General features: G+C 36.3%; 22 protein-coding genes. 3 read left to right on the top strand and 19 right to left on the bottom strand.

The features are described from left to right. Positions 1-179: 179 nt before the first annotated feature. From rplS to CYO92_RS07350, 17 genes are all read right to left on the bottom strand, one after another. Positions 180-536, bottom strand: coding sequence for a 50S ribosomal protein L19 (rplS, locus tag CYO92_RS07430; RefSeq protein ID WP_021090978.1), 357 nt, complete (start codon positions 534-536; stop codon positions 180-182). A gap of 8 nt (positions 537-544) precedes the next feature. Then, positions 545-1,237: a tRNA (guanosine(37)-N1)-methyltransferase TrmD gene (trmD, locus tag CYO92_RS07425; RefSeq protein WP_103589360.1), complete on the bottom strand. Its 693-nt coding sequence runs from the start codon at positions 1,235-1,237 to the stop codon at positions 545-547. Next, entirely contained in the window at positions 1,234-1,764 is a 531-nt protein-coding gene (rimM, locus tag CYO92_RS07420; protein WP_103589361.1) for a ribosome maturation factor RimM, read from the bottom strand. The genes trmD and rimM overlap by 4 nt, the downstream gene beginning before the upstream one ends. Continuing rightward, complete coding sequence (locus CYO92_RS07415; RefSeq protein WP_021091005.1) at positions 1,757-1,999, bottom strand: KH domain-containing protein; 243 nt, start codon at positions 1,997-1,999, stop codon at positions 1,757-1,759. Before CYO92_RS07415 ends, rimM begins: the two co-directional genes overlap by 8 nt. Then, a complete protein-coding gene (gene rpsP, locus CYO92_RS07410; protein ID WP_021090829.1) occupies positions 1,999-2,226 on the bottom strand; it encodes a 30S ribosomal protein S16 in 228 nt (75 codons plus the stop codon). Before rpsP ends, CYO92_RS07415 begins: the two co-directional genes overlap by 1 nt. 72 nt (positions 2,227-2,298) lie before the next feature. Beyond that, positions 2,299-3,639: a signal recognition particle protein gene (gene ffh / locus CYO92_RS07405; protein WP_103589362.1), complete on the bottom strand. Its 1,341-nt coding sequence runs from the start codon at positions 3,637-3,639 to the stop codon at positions 2,299-2,301. A 62-nt stretch (positions 3,640-3,701) separates the two neighbouring features. After that, positions 3,702-4,460, bottom strand: a complete 759-nt coding sequence (locus CYO92_RS07400) for an RluA family pseudouridine synthase (protein ID WP_103589363.1) — start codon at positions 4,458-4,460, stop codon at positions 3,702-3,704. Next, entirely contained in the window at positions 4,457-5,593 is a 1,137-nt protein-coding gene (waaA, locus tag CYO92_RS07395; protein WP_103589491.1) for a lipid IV(A) 3-deoxy-D-manno-octulosonic acid transferase, read from the bottom strand. The genes CYO92_RS07400 and waaA overlap by 4 nt, the downstream gene beginning before the upstream one ends. An 8-nt stretch (positions 5,594-5,601) precedes the next feature. After that, the gene (locus CYO92_RS07390; RefSeq protein WP_103589364.1) at positions 5,602-6,309 is read right to left on the bottom strand and encodes a zinc ribbon domain-containing protein; all 708 of its coding nucleotides are present in this window, start codon (positions 6,307-6,309) and stop codon (positions 5,602-5,604) included. Positions 6,310-6,326: 17 nt separating this feature from the next. Beyond that, positions 6,327-7,049, bottom strand: coding sequence for a Nif3-like dinuclear metal center hexameric protein (locus CYO92_RS07385; protein ID WP_103589365.1), 723 nt, complete (start codon positions 7,047-7,049; stop codon positions 6,327-6,329). A gap of 6 nt (positions 7,050-7,055) precedes the next feature. After that, complete coding sequence (gene glyQ / locus CYO92_RS07380; protein ID WP_087580024.1) at positions 7,056-7,916, bottom strand: glycine--tRNA ligase subunit alpha; 861 nt, start codon at positions 7,914-7,916, stop codon at positions 7,056-7,058. A gap of 18 nt (positions 7,917-7,934) precedes the next feature. Beyond that, complete coding sequence (locus CYO92_RS07375) at positions 7,935-9,473, bottom strand: AbgT family transporter (RefSeq protein WP_103589366.1); 1,539 nt, start codon at positions 9,471-9,473, stop codon at positions 7,935-7,937. 5 nt (positions 9,474-9,478) lie between these two features. Further along, positions 9,479-9,898 carry a GyrI-like domain-containing protein gene (locus CYO92_RS07370; RefSeq protein ID WP_103589367.1) on the bottom strand — a complete coding sequence of 140 codons (420 nt, stop codon included), beginning with the start codon at positions 9,896-9,898 and terminating at the stop codon, positions 9,479-9,481. Positions 9,899-9,901: 3 nt separating this feature from the next. Beyond that, the gene (locus tag CYO92_RS07365; protein ID WP_103589368.1) at positions 9,902-10,375 is read right to left on the bottom strand and encodes a DUF3972 domain-containing protein; all 474 of its coding nucleotides are present in this window, start codon (positions 10,373-10,375) and stop codon (positions 9,902-9,904) included. 12 nt (positions 10,376-10,387) lie between these two features. Further along, complete coding sequence (gene purE, locus CYO92_RS07360; RefSeq protein ID WP_103560332.1) at positions 10,388-10,882, bottom strand: 5-(carboxyamino)imidazole ribonucleotide mutase; 495 nt, start codon at positions 10,880-10,882, stop codon at positions 10,388-10,390. Then, a complete protein-coding gene (locus tag CYO92_RS07355; protein WP_103589369.1) occupies positions 10,879-12,138 on the bottom strand; it encodes a peptidase U32 family protein in 1,260 nt (419 codons plus the stop codon). The genes purE and CYO92_RS07355 overlap by 4 nt, the downstream gene beginning before the upstream one ends. Next, positions 12,138-12,896: a chemotaxis protein gene (locus CYO92_RS07350; protein ID WP_103589370.1), complete on the bottom strand. Its 759-nt coding sequence runs from the start codon at positions 12,894-12,896 to the stop codon at positions 12,138-12,140. The genes CYO92_RS07355 and CYO92_RS07350 overlap by 1 nt, the downstream gene beginning before the upstream one ends. Positions 12,897-13,031: 135 nt before the next feature. Here CYO92_RS07350 and CYO92_RS07345 point away from each other — a divergent pair, with 135 nt between their 5' ends. The 3 genes from CYO92_RS07345 (at position 13,032) to CYO92_RS07335 (ending at position 17,285) form a co-directional block, all read left to right on the top strand. After that, positions 13,032-13,811 (top strand): histidinol-phosphatase, encoded by a 780-nt coding sequence (locus CYO92_RS07345; RefSeq protein ID WP_103589371.1) that lies wholly within the window; start codon positions 13,032-13,034, stop codon positions 13,809-13,811. 88 nt (positions 13,812-13,899) lie between these two features. After that, positions 13,900-15,330: a type I glutamate--ammonia ligase gene (gene glnA, locus CYO92_RS07340; RefSeq protein WP_103589372.1), complete on the top strand. Its 1,431-nt coding sequence runs from the start codon at positions 13,900-13,902 to the stop codon at positions 15,328-15,330. Between the two features lie 317 nt (positions 15,331-15,647). Next, complete coding sequence (locus CYO92_RS07335) at positions 15,648-17,285, top strand: DNA polymerase III subunit gamma/tau (RefSeq protein ID WP_103589373.1); 1,638 nt, start codon at positions 15,648-15,650, stop codon at positions 17,283-17,285. 19 nt (positions 17,286-17,304) lie between these two features. On the opposite strand, the gene ccoS is transcribed toward CYO92_RS07335, so the two are convergent. Both ccoS and CYO92_RS07325 read right to left on the bottom strand, forming a co-directional pair. Further along, the gene (gene ccoS / locus CYO92_RS07330; RefSeq protein ID WP_103589374.1) at positions 17,305-17,514 is read right to left on the bottom strand and encodes a cbb3-type cytochrome oxidase assembly protein CcoS; all 210 of its coding nucleotides are present in this window, start codon (positions 17,512-17,514) and stop codon (positions 17,305-17,307) included. Continuing rightward, positions 17,514-19,895, bottom strand: coding sequence for a heavy metal translocating P-type ATPase (locus CYO92_RS07325; protein ID WP_103589375.1), 2,382 nt, complete (start codon positions 19,893-19,895; stop codon positions 17,514-17,516). The genes ccoS and CYO92_RS07325 overlap by 1 nt, the downstream gene beginning before the upstream one ends. Positions 19,896-19,900: the final 5 nt, after the last annotated feature.

Genomic DNA, 19,900 nt, shown 5'->3' with positions numbered 1-19,900 from the left:
TAAATTTAGTATATAAGGTATCTGAAACTTTGTATATATTTTAAATTTTTATAGCCTAGCGGTAAAAACAATAAAAATAAATAGATTTTTTAATATTAAAAAACAAAAAAATATTTAAAAAAATTAAATTTAAAAAGAAGATTAAAAGTCCTGAATAGACTTCAGGACAGATAGTAAGATTATTTTCTAAGTTCGCGGATTTTAGCAGCTTTACCACGAAGGTCACGTAGATAGAATAATTTAGCTCTTCTAACACGACCTTTTCTAAGAACTTTTATCTCTTCGATAGAATCACTAAAAATTGGAAAAATTCTCTCAACGCCAACACTATTAGCACCAATTTTTCTAATGATAAATGTTTCACCGGTACCGCTACCACGTCTAGCTATACAAATGCCTTCAAAATTTTGAATTCTAGTTTTATCGCCTTCGTGAATACGAGTAGCAACACGCAATGTATCTCCTGCACGGAAGTCAGGAATATTTTTACTAGCAATTTGAGCATTTTCAAATGCTTCAATGTATTTATTTCTCATGTTTTTCCTTATTTATGTGGCTTAAGCTTTTGATATAAATCAGGGCGAAAGAACCTTGTTTTGCAGTGAGCCATCTTATTTTTTAAAGTGTGGATTTTAGCATGGTTACCCTTTAAAAACTCTGAAACCACAAAGATTGATCTAAAATTATCAGGCTTTGTAAAAGATGGGGCTTCAAGTAAATTATCCTCAAAACTCTCAACTTCAAGGCTCATATCGTTTCCTAAAACTCCAGGTATATTTCTTGATATTGCATCACTCATACAAAGCGCAGGAAGCTCTCCGCCAGTTAAAATAAAATCACCTATACAAAAAACTTCATCTGCCCAAAGCTCAACAACTCGTTCATCAAGACCTTCATATCTACTACAAACAAAACAAATGTGATCTTTTTTAGAAAGCCTCTTTGCATCATTTTGATTAAATTTTTTACCAGCTGGCGTTAAAAATATCACATGAGCATTTTTATCTTTTTCTTTTAGAAATTTGATCGACTCATCCAAAGGCTGTGGAAACATTAAAAGCCCTGCTCCGCCTCCGATCATATAATCATCAACTTTATTATGTTTATCTTCAGTAAAATTTCTTGGATTTATAAAATCAATTTCAATAAATTTATTACCAATTGCACGTTTTAAAATAGAATCACAAAAATAAGGTTTAACTAAATTTTCAAAAAGTGTAATAAACGTAAATTTCATGAATTTTCTAAAATAGCTCTAGCATCTTTTACCAAAATCTCTTCATTGTCTAAATTTACACTTATAATAAAATACTCTAAGTATGGAATGTAAAAATTCTTTGGATTACCGTCCATAATAAGCTCTTCGTCTGTTTTTATACATAAAAGTGAATTTGCAAAATTATCTTGGATATCTTCTACAATACCCAAAATTTCACCATTTTCTATAATTTTTAAGCCAATAATATCAAACTGAAAAAATTCATTTTTTTTTAATTTGCAGTTTTTTCTAGTGAGCTCTTTTGTGGTATATATAGTTCTATTTACAAGCGTTTTAGCAAGATCTAAGTCATCAAAATTTTCAAATAAAACCAGCTCTTTTTGTCTATTATAGTCTTTTATGGTCAGCTGATCATTGTTTTTGTCAAAAAAGGTTGCACCTTTTTTAAACTGTTCTGGGAAGTCGCTCTTATTGTGAAGCTTTAAGTAGCCCTTTAAACCAACACATCTTCCGATGGTAGCGACTTCAACAATATCACTATTCAATAGCTTTTACCGTTACCCTATAACTTGTATTATCTTTGGCTTTACAACCAATAATAACGGTCTTTATAGCGTTTATCATTTTGCCATCTTTGCCGATAAGTTTTCCCGTATCAACCTTATCAGCACTTATGATTATCTCAGCAAAATTTTCACCAAGTTCCTTGCGATCAACACTTACTTTATCAGGAAAATCGGCAATCAACTTGGCATATTCGTATAAAAAATTTTTAACCATTATTTTGTAATTTGTACAACTCTATCGCTAAGTTTAGCACCAACGCTTTTCCAGTAATCTAATCTCTCTTTGTTGAAATTTATAACATTTGGCTCAACCATAGGATTGTAATAGCCAATACTTTCTATCCAGCCACTATCACGTCTTTTTCTGCTATCTGTAACAACTATACGATAAAAAGGTCTTTTCTTACGTCCCATTCTTGTTAGTCTTACTACTGTTGCCATATTATATTTCTCCTCTTGTTTTTAAATAAAGCTTAAATTTAGATAACAAATATCCAAATTTAAACCCTTTTATCAAACAGGTCTTTTTAAATTTGCTTGAGAAAGCATATTTGCAAGTCCTTTTGCTCCACCTTTTCCTGAAAATTTCTTAGCAAGTTTTGAGGCATTTTCAAACTGCTTTAAAAAACGATTTACTTCTACCTGAGAAAGTCCAGAACCAGCCGCTAAACGTCTTTTTCTACTATTATTTAAAAGGTCTGGGTTTTCACGCTCTTTTTGTGTCATAGAGTTTATCATAGCCTTAATATGCAAAATTTCTTTTGAATTATCAAGATCTATATCTTTTATCTGATTTGCAATATTTGAAAGACCAGGTATCATCCCCATTAAAGACTTCATACTACCAAGCTTTTTAACGCTTTCCATTTGATCTAAAAAGTCATTAAAGTTAAACTGACCTTTTTTTATCTTTTGATTTAGACGTTTTGCCTCTTTTTCATCAATAATTGTCGATGTTTTCTCAACCAAAGTGGCCAAGTCACCCTCACCCATTATACGACTTACAATACGATCTGGTATAAAACTCTCAATATCAGCTACTTTCTCGCCAGTACCGACAAATCTAAGTGGAATATTTAGCTGTTTTGCAATACTAATAGCTACGCCACCCTTCGAGTCAGAATCAAATTTAGAAAGGATAACTCCAGAAATTCCTAAAATTTCATTAAAACTTGTAGCTGTTTTTACAGCATCTTGACCACTCATAGCATCAGCTACGTAAAAAATTTCATGTGGATTTATAGCATTTTTTACATCTTTTATCTCTTGCATCAACTTTTCATCAATCGCAAGACGACCAGCGGTATCCACTAAAAGCACATCGTAAAGACCAATTTTTGCTTTTTCTAATGCTTCTTTTGCTACTTTTATTGGGTTATGTTCATTTTCTATAAAGAAAAGATCAATCTCATTTGCAACGCAGAGCTGTCTTAGCTGCTCAACTGCCGCCAATCTTTGCAAATCACAAGCCGCAACTAAAACTTTTTTCTTTCTTAACTTTAGATAGTTTGCAAGCTTAATAGTTGTCGTTGTTTTACCGCTACCTTGTAAGCCAGCCATCAAAACAATAGTTGGTGCAACTGGCGCATAGACAAAGCCTTGGTTACCAGGAGCTGTTAAAATGGTCGTCAAATTTGATTTGATCGCATCTAGGAAATTCTTTTGACCAACGCCAGTTTGCTTTAACTCGCTTTCGATAGACGCGAGTAGATCTTTGGTGACTTTATGGTGAACATCAGCTTTTAAAAGAGCTTTTTTGAGCACGTCAAGTGCGTTTTTTAGAGCCTTTTCGTCATCTACAAAACGTATCTTGCTAACAGCTAATCTAAAAGACTCGCTAATTTGTTCGAACACTAATCACCTTTCTAAGTTGTTATTAAAGGGCGTATATTACTAAATAATTTCTTTATTGCTCTTTAAATTTCAAATTTATTAAATAGCTCAAATCCAAGAGAATTAAATTCTTTTGGGATCGGCGCTTTAAATTTATAGTTTAAAAGAGCGATAGAATAAGCATGCAAGAACATTCTATTTGCTCTATTTTTGCCGTACTTCTCATCGCCAACGATAGGTAAATTTAAGCTAGCCAAATGCACTCTTATCTGGTGCGTTCTGCCTGTTTTTATGGCAACTTTTACCAGCGTTTTTTTGCCCACAACCATGAGAGGTGAAATTTCACTGATCGCCTCTTTGCCATCTTCTGAGATCTTTGAAATGGCGCCATTTTTATTTTTTATCGTTAAAATCGGCTCATTTACAACCACCTCCTCGCTCATAATGCCCCTAATTGCGGCCACGTAAATTTTCTCAACCTTCATCTTTTTAAACTCATTTATGGCAAGGCTTGCAAATTCGTCATTTTTTACAAGAAGTAGCACACCGCTTGTATCCTTATCGAGCCTGTGAAGGAGTGGAAATTTATACATTTGGCTGATTTTTTCGCTAGTTATGGCAGCTGGTTTGCTAATGGCTATTAAATTTTCATCTTCAAATATAACGCTTGGTTTTGGCATCTCTTCGACGCTAAATTTAGTATTTTCACTCATCAAGGCACGAGCGATCATTACCTTTTGGCCCTTGGCATAAACTAAGCCGCTGTCAATTAGCTCCTTTGCTTCGTTGTTCGATATGTTTTTTTGCTTGGCTAAAATTTTATAAGCTTTTTCTTCACTCATAAAGCGCTCCTTATATCTTCTATGATCGCATCAGCGCTTGCTTGCACAGCGATCTTGCTCTTTTTAGTGTCACTACCCATTATGCCGCCTATCTCGCTAGCCTTTACGATATAAATGTTTTCAACTAGGCTAAATAACGCCTTTTGATTAAATATAAACTCGCCACTAATTATCACCGGGTTAAATTGCGCGCACTCGATTGGATTGTGCCCGCCGATATTTGGTACAAAACTGCCTCCAAGCACTACTATATCGCTAATAGCATAGACATTTACAAGCTCACCTAAAGTATCAAGCAAATTTACTTTAGCTTCAAATTTATATGTTTGACTAAATTTCGCAAAGCTAAAATCATGCTTTTTAGCGTAGTCGCCTGCTATCTTCTCAACCTCTGTAAACCTCTCAGGATGGCGTGGAGCGATGATCAAGAGATCGTTTTCTTTTAAATTTAAATTTTGCAAAATCATCTCTTCTTCGCCTGTATGCGTGCTTGCTAGCACGATCACTCTAGCTTTTGGCTTTTCATAAATTTTACTCACGCTTGGCAAAAATGCAGCTTTTATGTTACCAACGACCTCTGTTTCACCTGCACCAAGTGACTTTAGCCGCTCTTTATCAAGCTCACTTTGAGCGTAAATCTTATCTATAAATTTAAAAAGATACCTATAAAAAAAGCCAAATTTCAAGTAGCTTTTGTAGCTTCTGTCTGAAATTCTAGCGTTTATCAGTATCACACGGCTACCTTTTAGCTTTGCCATGAAAACTAGCATAAGCCAAAGCTCAGCCTCAAAAATGACTAAAACTTTGCTCTTTTTTAACCAAAATGGCAAGAAAATTTCAAATGGCAAAAATCTCGTATTAGAGCAAATTTTGCTTGCCGCTTCAAAGCCCGTATTTGTCACCACACTTATAGCTTTACTATCAAATTTTTGCATCAAAGGTTTGAGTGCTTGCACCTCGCCAAATGAACAAGCGTGAAAATGCACATCTGCATCTTGAAATTTAGGATTATTAAAGAGGAAAAAACGTGCTGGAATCGACTTATGATACTTTTTTTTAAAACTTAAAATAAATAGTAGGATAGCCCCAAGGAGATAGAGTATTGAGGCTAAAAAGTAATATATTATTATCACGAAATGTGTTATTGCTCTTGTTTGTATAAAATTCTGCCACAATGCGGACATGTAACGATGTCTTCGCCCTTGAGAACAGCAGAGAAAGTTTTATCGTTTATCTGCATAAAGCAACCATAACAAGCTTGTTTTTTCACAGGAACAACGGCTGTGTTATGAGCCCATTTTCTAATTTTTTCATAAAATGCAAGAATTTTTTGATTCATAGTGGCGATAAGCTTGTCTTTTTTAGCATAAACTTCTTTACGTTCTTTTTCGATATTTTCAAGCTCAGATGAAGTTTTGCTTTTTATATTTTTTAAATTCTCTTCAAGCTCAGCTTTTTTTGCACCAAGCTCATCTTTTTGACTATTTTTACTATCTATTAGCTTCTCAAGTCTAGCGATCTCCTCATTTGCAGCCTCAAGTTGCTCTTTTGCAATATCTTCTTCAAGACTTAGAGCTTTTATCTCCTTTTCGCTTTTTGCATTTGAGCTTTTTTTAGCTACATCTTTTATCTTCGCACTAAACTCGGCAATATGAGCATTCGTACCTGATTTTTGAGATTTTAGGTCATTTACCTCTTCATCTAATCTTTCTATATTGACCGTTATGGTTTCGCACTCTTCTTCTATATTTTTATAAGCCTTTTCTATATCCTGAATGCGTGGTATAAAGCCATCTATTTGTTTATCAAGGTCAGATAATTCAACTAATTGTTGTAAGTATTTATTCATAATGTTTCCTTTTTTTGTTAGCAATATGTAAATGGATTTTTGGAATTGCGTATTATAACTTCAATTTTTAGATTTTGCAAATATTTTGCTAAAAAATCACCAAAATAACGTTCACTTTCATAGTGATTTATATCGATTAAATTTAGCCCATTTTCCTTTGCATAAAGAGCTTGATGATACTTTAGATCACCCGTTAAAAAGACGTCAGCTTTTACATCTTGGATGAGATCTGCACCACTTCCGGTGCAGATACAAATTTTAGAAATTTCATCTTTTGCATGAACCACTCTTAAATTTTCTAGCCCAAGTTTTTCTTTTACAAATTTGCAAAGCTTGCTAAATTTCATCTTCACATCAGCGTAGATCAAAAAACCCTCTTTGCTTGAAATTTCTAGCCCCAAAACCTGCGTTACAAATTTTTCATTTAAAAATGCAAGGTCAGCATTTGTGTGAAGAGAGATGAGCGAGATATTTTTTATCATCATCTCTCTTATGAGTGAGCTTGGATAAAGGCTGTAGTCCAGGCTCTTTAGCCCCTTAAAAATGAGTGGATGGTGAGTGATGATGAGCGAATTTGGTAAGACATTTTGCAAAAGTTTGCTATCCAAATCAAGACTTAGATAAATTCGCTCAAATTCGTTATCAAATGAGCCAACTTGAAGGCCACTATTATCCCAAGACTCTTGGCTCGCAAACGGGCAAATTTCATCTAGAATTTTGTAAATTTCAGCTATTTTCATAAAATTTTACTTTTGCTCTAGGCTCTCTTTATAAGTTAGCGCACACTCTTTTGCAAGCTCTCGAATTTTTAGGATGTAGTCTTGCCTTTGTGTAACACTTATCGCCCCACGCGCGTCAAGGACGTTAAACGTATGAGCTGCAAGCATACAATAATCATACGCTGGCAGTGAAATTTTAGCCTCTAAGCAGCGTTTACACTCGTTAAATGCATTTTCAAACTGGTTAAAAAGCATATCAACATTTGCTACTTCAAAGTTATATTTACTCCACTCATACTCGCCTTGCTTGTGTACATCGGCGTAGGTTACGATGTTGCCATTAGAGTCGTCCCAAACGATATCATAGACGCTATTTACATCTTGGAGATACATGGCTAAGCGCTCAAGACCGTATGTTATCTCGCCAGAGATCAGCTCGCATGCGATGCCACCCACTTGTTGAAAATACGTAAACTGAGTCACTTCCATGCCATCTAGCCAGACCTCCCAGCCAAGTCCCCAAGCGCCCAGCGTCGGGCTTTCCCAGTTATCCTCGACAAAGCGAATGTCGTGATCTTTTAAATTTAACCCAAGCTTTTCAAGACTTTTTAGATAAAGCTCTTGGATATTTTCTGGGCTTGGTTTTATGAGTACTTGAAACTGATAGTAAGCACCAAGGCGGTTTGGGTTTTCGCCGTATCTACCGTCGGTCGGGCGGCGAGAAGGTGCTACGTACGCCGTCGCCCACGGCTTTGGTCCGAGGCTTCTTAAAAAAGTCGCTTGATGATAAGTACCAGCACCAGCTGGCATGTCGTATGGCTGAAGTATGACGCAGCCTTGCTCTTGCCAATAGTTTTGAAGGGTTAATATTATTTGTGAAAATGTCATTGCTTTCCTTTTAAAATTTTACTTTACATAGTGTATAACTGCACCAGGTCCTAGCGGTAGATCAAAAATGTACCAAAATGACATTAGCGCTGTCCAAGAAATTAAAAATGCAACCGTATAAGGAAGCATAATAGAAACCACTGATCCGATTTTTAACTCTTTATTGTATTTTTGCATAAAAGCTACTATCAAAACAAAAAACGGCATCAAAGGCGTTATGATATTTGTAGTAGAGTCGCCTATTCTAAAAGCAGCCTGCGTAAGCTCTGGTGAGAGTCCAAGATTCATAAACATTGGTACAAAAATCGGAGCCATCATCGCCCACTTTGCAGAATCAACAGCTATAAATAAATTTATAAAAGCGATCAAGAAAATAAAAACTATGATAAGGCTAAGTCCAGTCAATCCGACCTCTTTTAGAAAAATAGAACCTTTTATAGAAAGCACTAGCCCAATATTTGAGGTATTAAAAAGATATGTAAACTGAGCTGCGAAAAATATCAAAACCAAAAAACCTGATAGCTCAGAAATAGATTGTTCCATAAATTTTATGGCGTCATTACTGCTTTTTATACTCCTAGCACCTACACCGTAAGCTACACCTACCACTATAAAAAGTAACATCATAAAAACGACAATAGAATGCATAAAAGTAGATTTCATAAAGCTTTCATTGCCTTTTGCTCCAAATAAAGAGCCAGAAGGCAAAGTAGCCACAAGCAGTAAAATTACAAAAACAATCAACGCTATTAGTGAAAATTTTAAGCCACGTTTTTGCTCTACACTTATCTCACTATGCTCTTTTAGGCTAAAATCACCCAAAAAATCAAATTTGCCAAGCCTAGGCTCTACGATTTTATCTGTTACAAACCAGCCAACAAATACGATCAAAAATGTTGAAGCGATCATAAAGTACCAATTTGCAGTTGCTAATACTACATAATCTGGATTTAACACGCTAGCTGCTTGCATAGAAAATGCCGCAAACATAGGGTCATTTGTACCGATTAATAAATTTGCCGACCAGCCACCGCTAACACCAGCAAAAGCAGCAGCTAATCCAGCAATTGGATGGCGACCAAATCCAGCAAATAAAATAGCTCCAAGCGGGATTAGCACAACATAGCCAACCGAAGAAGCAACATTTGACATTACACCAAGGAAAATGACGATTGGAGTTACCCATATTTTGGAAGATTTTAAGGCAATCTTTGTCATAAGTGCCGATAAAAGTCCAGACTTGTCTGCAATACCAATACCTAGAATAATCGCAAAGACTACTCCCAAAGGATAAAAACTAGTAAAATTTTTAAGCACAGACGAAACAAAATATCTAAGACTATCAGCAGAAAGCAAATTTATAACATTTGCACTAAGCTGTGATATTTGTCCGTCTTTGATAGCCTGATAGCTTACGCCAACACCCATCTTTTCTAACATAAATGATATTATTATCGTAATAATCGAAAGATAGATAAAAAGCATAGTTGGATTTGGCAATTTGTTACCAAAATTTTCGATAAAACCTAAGATTGAACTATTGTTTTTTTTATTCATTTTTCCTAACCTAAAATAGATATAAAAATTTTTATCTCATCGCTGCCGTAAAGCTCAAAGTCCGTTTCATAGGCTCTTTTTAGCTCACTACTTTCAAAATATTTCCAAATTTCATCCCAAAATTTTGCTATGTTTTGCGGCTCTCTTGCAAAACTAAAAACGGCATATTTGCCACTTTTTATCTCTAGAATTTCATCACTTTTGTGGCTTGATCTTGTGCCGATGAAGTTATCGTAATGTCCGTTAAGATCACTTTCGTAGTTGCAGTAAACGCTATAAATTTCACTCTTGCCATCATAGTACTCACTCATAAATTTAGACCATAAAGCTGGAATTTTACCCTTGCCGCCTATCTCATCTTCATTTTTAGTGCGAGTTTTTACTCCGTAAATTTCAAAGCTTTCCTCTAAATTTATAATCTTCATAAACTACTTTTGTCCGTTAAAATTTTCAACCGCTTGGTTCCACATGAGCTTGTATTTTCGCTTTAAAAACTCTACTTCGTCTTGCGAATTTTTTAGCTGCTTCGTGAGCGTTTCGACCGTTTTTCTATCCTCGTCGTAGAGCTCTTGCATCGAGATTAACGCCTCTTTTAAAAATTTATTCTCATTTCTTAAGGTTTCAAGCGTCTCATCCTTTGCGTCAAGCACCTTTTCGTGTAAATTTAATATCGTTCCAATCGTCTTTTCAACAAAGCTGATACCATCTTGGCCTTGCGGCTGCAAGGATAAATTTTGCGAAACACTAGGTACCACACTCATCGTTCCTTCGCTCGCTTCTATCAAAATTTCTCCATTTTCCTCTTTGGTTTTCAAAACGCCACGATTTATCATATCTTCGATAACTTCACGCTCCAAGTGCACAAGTTTGCAAAATTCATCAACACCAAGATAAGTCTGCACCGCTTCTCCTTTTTACAGTATCACTTCAACCTTTGAAGAATCTTCCTCTAAAGCCTTTATCTTTGCCTCTCTGTCAGCTTTTAGAGCACTTGCTAGACTATCATCTTCAAGGGCTAAAATTTGCACTGCCAAATAGGCTGCATTTATCGCTCCAGCTTTTCCGATAGCTAGAGTTGCCACTGGCATACCACTTGGCATTTGCACAGTTGAGTAAAGTGCATCAACACCACTTAGAGCCGAACCTGCCATTGGTATGCCGATCACTGGTTTTGTTGTATTTGCAGCAATCGCACCAGCTAGGTGAGCCGCCATACCAGCAGCTGCGATGAAGACTTTTGCACCTTTTTTTTCTGCATTTGCGACATACTCGCTTGTTCTTTTTGGACTTCTGTGAGCTGAGCTGATTATCAGTTCATATTTTACGCCAAATTTCTCTAGAGTCTTTGCCGCCTCGCTAACGATCTCATAGTCGCTTTTACTTCCCATTATAATAGAAACAAATTTCATATTTTCTCCCTTAAAAAACTAAATTTTGGCAGCTTGATACCAAGACTTATCTCGTTTTCATTGCCGCTATGAATTTCACTCATAACCTTGCCTTTTTTGGTAATGAGCTGCTTAAATTTGATAAATTTCTTGCCATCTTGTGAATAAACCTTTGAGATTTCATTTTCACTATCTTCTATAACAGATCCAGTAGGAGCCACGATCTCGTAGCTATTGCCTGGAAAAATTTTATATTTACACTTAAAAAATTCGCCATCTTCGCTTATTGCATTTACCTGATGTGTGCCCTCTTCTAGGCTGCTAACGTGATTTTGTGTATCGGTTCGTTCATAAGGTCTATGCACCAAGTAGCCATCCGTAAAGCCGCGGTTTTTCAACGTATTTATCTCATTCTCATAAATTTGTGCGTCAAATTTATCATCCATGGCATCATCTATCGCCATTTTATAAGCTCTTGCTGTGCAAGCTGCGTAGTATTCGCTCTTTGTGCGACCTTCTATTTTTAGGCTATCTATTACGCCACTATCAACGATCTCTTTGATGTGAGAGATGAGGCAAAGATCCTTTGAGTTCATAATATGAGTACCGTTTTCGTCCTCTTCTAAGCGGAAAAGCACACCACTCTCTTCGTTTTTGGCATAGAGTTCGTATTTAAATCTACAATCATTTGCGCAGCTGCCGCGATTTGACATACGCCCGCTTTGCACTGAGCTTACTAAGCACCTACCAGAATAAGCAAAGCACATCGAGCCATGTACAAAGATTTCAATATCAAGAGTTGGAATTTCTTCTTTTATCTTTATGACATCTTTTAAATTCATCTCGCGTGCCACGACGATACGTTTTGCGCCCATATCGTGATAAATTTTTGCATCAAGCACGTTCATAACGTTTGCCTGAGTTGAGAGATGTATCTCGATATCAGGAGCAATGGCTTTTGCTAAACTCATAACGCCTGGAGTTGCGATGATAAAGGCATCTGGCTTCATTGCCGAGATAGTCTGCAAGTGCCTTTTTAGTGGCTCAATCTGAGAGTTAAAAGGAAAAGCATTGATGGTCGCATAAAATTTCTTTCCCTTTGCATGTGTGTAGTCTATCGCCTCTTTGAATGTTTCAAGGTTAAATTCCCTTGCTGATCTAGTCCTTAGTGAAAAACTAGCCACTGAGCCATAAACGGCATCAGCTCCATACTCAAGGGCTATTTTAAGTTTTGTTAAATTTCCAGCTGGAGATAAAAGCTCAGGCCTTTTTAGCACTATTTTTTACCTAAACTTTCTATCAAAGCTTCGATATCGTCGTTGCTCACAAGATTTTCAGTCGTTGTATCACCAGCGATGTGAACAGCAGAGCCAACACGCTTATCATCGTCGATTTTACCTTCAAACAATGTATTCATATATTTGCTAAGTGCTCTCATAACGTTGATAACACGCTCTATCTTTTGTCTATGAATGTCTTGATACTGCATCATATCCATAGCCATCATGATCTCATCTTGTCCCATTTGTAAATTTCCGATGATATTATCGATCGTGCCAAGAAGTGAGTTATTTTTCTCCAAAGCTTCGCTAAATGCAGCGATATTTGGAAATTTCTCACTTAGCGTCGTAAATAGCTCGATATTTGAGTTTATCGCATCTTTTAGGCTACTTGAGTCACTCTCAGCATCCATGAAAAAGTTATTTATCGTCTCGAGCTTGTCAAACATCTGAGTAGCTTTTTCTTCGCTATCTCTTGTTACGTCATCAAGCTGATGAACCATTTTGTGGTCTTCCGTTGGAGGTGGCGGTGGCCAAACGCCATCTGCGCTCACTCTGTAGTTTTCTGCATTCTTTGAATTACTTTCTGATTTTGACTGTGGCTCATCTTTAGTATCAATTGCTTTTGCAACTTCTGTTACCTCGTCCGTATCCTCTTTGACGTCCGCAACCTCTTGGCCAGCATCTTCTTTAGCATTATCCAACTCATCATCTAGCCCACCTGCCATAAGTGCGTCAAGTTCCTCTTGGGTCATAAAAGCTCCTAATAAAATTTGGCTTGATTATATAGGATTTAAATAAAAAGTAAGTTTAAAGGCAATGCTTTTATCTTTAAATTTATAAATTTTTAGATAGCATTTTTAAAAATAAACGACCTTAAAAGGCATAAAATGACTGTCGATCTTCACAACCACACGCCACTTTGCAAACATGCAGTCGGCGAGCCAAGAGAGTATGTACAAAACGCAATAAAAGCTGGCACAAAATACTTTGGTTTTAGCGATCACGCACCGATGAACTACGATGAAGCTTACAGAATGAGATTTGATGAAATGCAAGGATATGAAGATGAAATTTTACGCTTAAGAGATGAATTTAGCAGTGAGATAGAAATTTTACTTGGCTATGAGATGGATTTTTTAGATGGCTTTATGGATGAGCGAGTCTTTGCTAGAAAGGTTGATTATCTAATAGGCTCTGTGCATTTTTTTAATGGCTGGGCATTTGACAATCCAGAATTTATCGGTGGCTACGAGGGCAAAGACTTGGATCAGATTTGGCAAGAGTATTTTGATCACGTAGAAAGATCGGCCAAGCTTGGCAAATTTGACATTATGGGGCATATTGATCTTTTAAAACTTTTTAAATTTTTGCCAAAAAAGGATGTTAGGATTTTAGCTAAAAATGCAGTAAATGCGATAAAAGAAGCAGATTTAGTTGTTGAGATAAATGCCGCTGGCTTTAGAAAACCTATCGGCGAGCAATATCCAAGCGTAAATTTACTAGAGCTTATAGCCGAAAAAGATATAATCATCACCTTTGGCTCAGATGCTCACACAAAAGAGGATATCGGTAAAAATGGTGAAATTTGCGAGCAAATAGCTAGAGATTTAGGTTATTCAAAATGTGCTATTTTTAAAAATAGAGATAGAGAATTAGTAAAATTTTAGATTGGGTTCAAATAAAATATAAATTTAATCTTAAATATTAGGTTTTATGATAGAATACGAAAAATTTAAAAATTAAAAGGAGAAAAAAGTGGGAAAATTCGTCCAAAATATAGATCATTTTTTTGATTTTTGTAAAGAAAATGAAGTCAAATTTGTAGATTTTAGATTTACTGATTTAGGTGGTGCTTGGCATAGCATTAGCTACAACATAAAAGCTGTTACGAAAGAAAATTTCACAAATGGCATCCCAATGGACGCTAGCTCTATGCATGGCTGGCAACCAATTGATAAGAGCGATATGATAATGAAGCCAGAAGCTACAACTGCATTTTTAGACCCATTTACTTCTGATATTACAGTCGTTGTTTTTTGCGATATTTACGACATTTACAAGGGTCAAATTTATGAAAAATGCCCTCGCTCAATTGCTAAAAGAGCAATGCAGTACGTAAAAGATAGTGGTCTTGGCGATGAGGCATACTTTGGCCCTGAGAATGAATTTTTTGTCTTTGATAACGTCAAAATCATTGATAGCCCAAACTGCGCGATGTATCAAGTAGATAGCGAAGAAGGCGAGTGGAACGATGCTACTGACTTTAAAGATAGCTACAACACAGGTCATCGCCCACGCAGAAAAGGCGGCTACTTAATGACTCAGCCAATCGACAGCATGGTAGATCTAAGAGCCGAGATGATGCAAGTTTTAGAGCAAGTTGGCCTTGAAGTCTTTTTGGGTCATCACGAAGTCGCTCAAGGACAAGGTGAGATCGGAGTGAAATTTGGCAATCTAGTCGAAGCTGCCGATAATGTTCAAATTTATAAATATGTCGTTCGCATGGTCGCTCACCTAAATGGCAAGACAGTTACATTCATGCCAAAACCACTCTACGGCGACAACGGAAGCGGCATGCACGTGCATCAATCAGTCTGGAAAGATGGTAAAAATTTATTCTATAAAGAGGGCAACTACGCAAATTTAAGTGATTTCGCAAGATACTACATCGGTGGCGTTTTAAAACACGCAAGAAGCGTTGCAGCCTTTACTAACCCAAGTACAAATAGCTACAAACGCCTAATCCCTGGCTTTGAAGCACCATCTATCCTAACATACTCTAGCCAAAACCGCTCAGCAAGTATCCGCATACCTTATGGCTCAGGTGAAAAGTCAGTTAGGGCTGAGATGAGATTTCCAGATAGCACAGCAAACCCTTATCTAGCCTTTTCAGCGATGCTAATGGCAGGACTTGACGGCGTTAAGCACAAATATGAGCCAATTGGTCCTATGGATGAAAATTTATTTAAACTTCACCTAGATGAGATCAGAGAGCGTGGCATAGAGCAGCTTCCACACACACTTCGTGGTAGCCTTGAAGCGCTAATTCGCGATAATGAATACTTAAAACCAATAATGACCGATCTTTTCATAGATACCTATCAACACTTTAAATTTGAAACTCAAGTTTGGCCTTACGAAGCACGTCCAACCGCTTATGAGTTTAAAACTTGTTTCTCTTGCTAATCTAAAATTTTGCCTTGGCACACATGCCAAGGCTTTTTATACCAAACACAATTCATACAAAAATACAAAATATTTAACATAAAATTTTATGTATTTTTATTATAAATTTTAAATCTAATCAGCTATGGATCATTATAAAAAGGGATAATTTTTTATATTTTTTGCAAATGTACTAGAAATTTTATGCAAATCTATAAAAAATTTATCCGCCCTCATTAAACTAAAATAAAAATTTTAAAGCCAATTAAATATATAAATAATCATAAATTTATGCCTTTTTTTATAAAATCCTTGAACTTTATAAAAAGGATACCGCATTGCAAGCACTAGCTTTAAAATATCGCCCTAAAAATTTTGACGAGCTCATAGGTCAAGAAGCAGTTAGCAAAAGCCTAATACACGCACTTGACGAGGGTCGCATAAGCCACGCATATCTATTTTCTGGGCTTAGAGGAAGTGGTAAAACTTCAAGTGCTAGGATATTTTCAAAAGCTTTAGTGTGCGAAAAAGGACCTACCTCAAAACCATGTGAAGTATGCCCACAATGCATCATGGCAAATGAGTCAAGGCATATGGACATCATCGAAATGGACGCTGCTAGCCACAGAAAGATAGATGATATAAGAGAGCTAATAGAGCAAACAAAATATGCTCCAGCAATGGCAAGATATAAAATTTTTATAATTGACGAAGTGCATATGCTAACCAAAGAGGCATTTAACGCTCTTTTAAAAACGCTTGAAGAGCCACCAAGCTATGTAAAATTTATCCTAGCGACGACCGATCCATTAAAACTCCCAACAACGGTACTTTCAAGAACGCAGCATTTTAGGTTTAAGCAAATAAGCAGATACAGCATCATTAAACATCTCGAGTTTATTTTAAGTAAAGAAGGCATTAGCTATGAAAAAGAGGCACTTGAAATTTTAGCAAGAAGTGGCGGAGGATCGTTAAGAGATACTTTGACACTTCTTGATCAAGCTATCATTTACGGCGCAAATAATGTCACGGCAAATGGCGTAGCATCGATGTTAGGACTTCTTGATCCAGAAAAGATCGAAGATATAATAACTCATGTTTTAAATCATGATAAAAATGCTATCAGAGTGCTTGTAAGCGAACTTGAAAGCTACGATCCAGAGATGATAATAGATGAAATTTTGGCAAATTTAAAGCAAAAATTTATAGAAAACGACTCAAAAATTTCTCTACTTGTTTATGAGAGATTTTTTAGGATTTTGGCACAAGCTAAAGGTATGCTAAATGTAAGTAGCGATAATAGCTTTGTGCTAATGCTAATGCTTTTTATGATGATAGAAGCACTAAATTTACAAGATATCGATGACGCTATAAATGAAGTGATCTCAAAAAATAACGAAAATTCCACTCAAATCACAGAAGTCATTACTCAAAAAAGTCAAGCAGCTCCTGCTAAAATGCAAGGTCCATACGAACTCTTCTTAACAAAAATTTATGATAGAAATTACGATCTTGGCGAGTTTTTTAAAGAATTTGTAGAATTTAGCTTCTTTAATAACAATGAGCTTGGACTGATAGTAAATGCAAAAGATGAAAATCTTGAATATTTTAAGAAAAATTGGAAAATTTTAAATGAGATATTGCGTACGCTTTTTGGACAAAATGCGAAGATAGTAAATGCAAAGAGCGATGAGCAAAAAGCACAAACTAAGATGCCTAAAGCCTCTTTAGAAAATAATGAAAAAAGCGAATTAGACGAGCTTGATGAGGAAATTTCAAGACTAAATGCAAATAACATTGAAACTAAAAATGAGCCAAAAACTGAGATAAAAAGCGAGCTACAAAACGAGAAAAATAACTTTACTTTGATGCTAAATAAAGAGCCAAAAACACCAGAAGAGCTTCAAAGGCAAAGAGAACAAGGTGTGCTAAAAGAGGCCAATAGACTTTTTGGCGAGCCAACTATCGAGAGCTAGCCTTATCTTTACTGCTAGCCTATAGCCTCTTTTTTAGAGCTTCTTTTTTGCGAAGCTCTAGCTCATAAGCTTCATTTAGCGCATCTTCATCGTCCAAATTTGCTCCGTCTAAAAATTTTCGGTAGTCCTCAAATTGCTTATTTTTTATCCCCCAAAGCACGCCAAAAAGTAAAAATGCTCCCATCAAAACTGAGATAAAAACTAGCATCGCAAGTGTCGCGCTATCCATTATTTTTCCTTAAATTTTCTAACAATATAAAGCGAGTTTAAGATAACACTTAGCGAGCTAAGCGACATAAAAAGTGCAGCAAATAGCGGAATGACATAGCCACACACAGCAAATGGCACAGCAAGAACATTATAAAGAAGACAAAAGAGCAAATTTTTCTTTATCGTTTTGTAAGTAAATTTTGAGATTTTTATGGCCTTTGCTAGACTTTTTAAACTATCATCAAGTAGCACTACATCGCTTCTTTCTAAGCTTATTGCCGCCCCACTTCCCATGCAAATGGCAACATGAGCAAGGCTAAGTGCTGCTGCGTCGTTTATGCCGTCCCCTACCATTAGCACCTTTTTGCCCTGCTCTTTTAGTTCGCTTATAAATTTAGCTTTCGTTTCAGGTAACATCTCTGCTCTAAACTCACTCACGCCAAGCTCATCTGCCACGTTTTTTACCACTTTTTGTACATCGCCACTTAAGATACACACTTTCATGCCAGCGCTCTTTAGCTCGTCTATCAAGGCCTTTGCTTCAGGTTTTATGCTATCTTTTAGGTAAAATTTCGCCACTAACTCACCATTAAGCCCCACAAAAAAGCTCACATTTTCTTCAGCTTCATCAAAGCTAATACCATTTTCAACTAAAAATCGCTTGCTTCCTGCATAAAATTTTTTACCTGAAATTTCAGCCTCAACACCCTTTGCCACACTTAAATTTGTATTTTTAAGCTCTATTTTCCTTGCGCCTTTTTGCTTTAGAAAATTAGCCACTGCCACGCTTATTTGATGATTTGATATAAGAGCTAGCGAATAAATTTCATCTAAACTTATGCTCTCTTTTATGAAAAAATCACTAACTTCAAATTCCGCCTTTGTGAGCGTGCCAGTCTTATCAAAGACCGCTACATCGCACTTTGCAAGGCTTTCAAAAAATTTAGCCTCTTTAAAAAGCACTCTATTTTTAAAAGCCACACCAAGAGCACAAACACTACTAACTGGCGTGGCAAGGGCAAGCGCACAAGGGCAAGCGATCACGATGACGCTAACAGCCGTGACGATAGCTTCTGAAAAGCCAAATTTAAAGTACCAAAACCAAAATGTAAAAAATGCCAAAGTTAGCACGCTAAGAGAAAATTTAGAAGCGATTTTATTGACCACTAGCTCGATATTTGGCTTTTTTAGCTCTGCATTTTGGAGCAAATTTATGAGCTGATTTAGATAAGAATTTTTAAAAATTTTCTTTGCTTCGTAGATGATTTGTCCATTTTGACAAATGACGCCACTTTTTACCTCTTGCCCCACTCCCAAGGTCACAGGCAGGCTCTCTCCCGTTAGACTTGAGCTATCCATGCTTGCCTCACCGCTAAGCACTACTCCATCAAGTAGCGCCCTCTCGCCTGATCTAAGCACGATCTTTTCGCCCAAATTTACATCTCTTGGCTCTTTTAAAACATCTTTGCCATCCTCCAAAATACATACCTTTGTAAGCAGCATATCATTTAAGAAATTTGAAGTCTCAAGCGCCTTTTTCTTACCCAAAATTTCTAAAAATTTACCGATAAAAACAAAGGTGATGATCATAGCAACCGAGTCAAAATAGCTCTCGCCACTCCTCGTAAACATCGCATAAATCGAATAAATATAGGTAATGCTAGCTCCCGTGATAACAAGCAGATCCATATTTGGCGAAGCGTTTTTTATGGCTATCTTTGCTCCTTTGAAAAACTCGCTACCAGTATAAAAAAGTACAGGCGTCGCTAATACAAACTGTGCAAAGCTTAATATATCTTTTATGTCGCCTCTTATGCCACTAAAATACCCACTATACTGAGCAATAGCCAGCCACATAATGTTCATCGTAGCAAAGATACCAACTAGCGCTTTTGTGTAAAAATTTCTTCTTTTCTTGGCTAGTTCGTCCTCTTTTTGACTCGTAGCATAGGGCTTTGGGACATAACCAACGGCATAAATTTTTTCAATTATCTGCTCTACTAAAAGCTCCTGCTCATCAAAAATAATGACCGCTTTTTGATTAAGCGAGTTGATATTTACCTCCAAGACGCCCGGCAAGCTAAAAAGTGCCTTTTCAAGTAGCCAGATGCAAGCTGAGCAAGTGATGCCATCGATTAAAAATGAAATTTGACTAAAGTCGCCCTCTTTTGTCACAAGCTCACTAAAATTTGCCGCTAAATTTTTGATATTTGCACCGTTGCTTGCTGGTGTGAGTGTATTTTTGCCAAGACGCTCATAAAACTCGCTAAGCCCATTTTCATCTAAAATTTCATAAACACCTTTGCAACCAACACAGCAAAATTTAAGTCCACTTTCATTTGAGATCATCACGTTTTCATCAAATTTTAATCTACAATGAGCACATCTACTTTGTGGCATTTTTA

Source organism: Campylobacter concisus (genome assembly GCF_002913715.1).
GTDB classification, from domain to species: Bacteria; Campylobacterota; Campylobacteria; order Campylobacterales; family Campylobacteraceae; genus Campylobacter_A; species Campylobacter_A concisus_AG.
The sequence above is the reverse complement of the archived record's forward strand: the minus strand, read 5'-3'. Positions and strand labels throughout refer to the sequence as shown.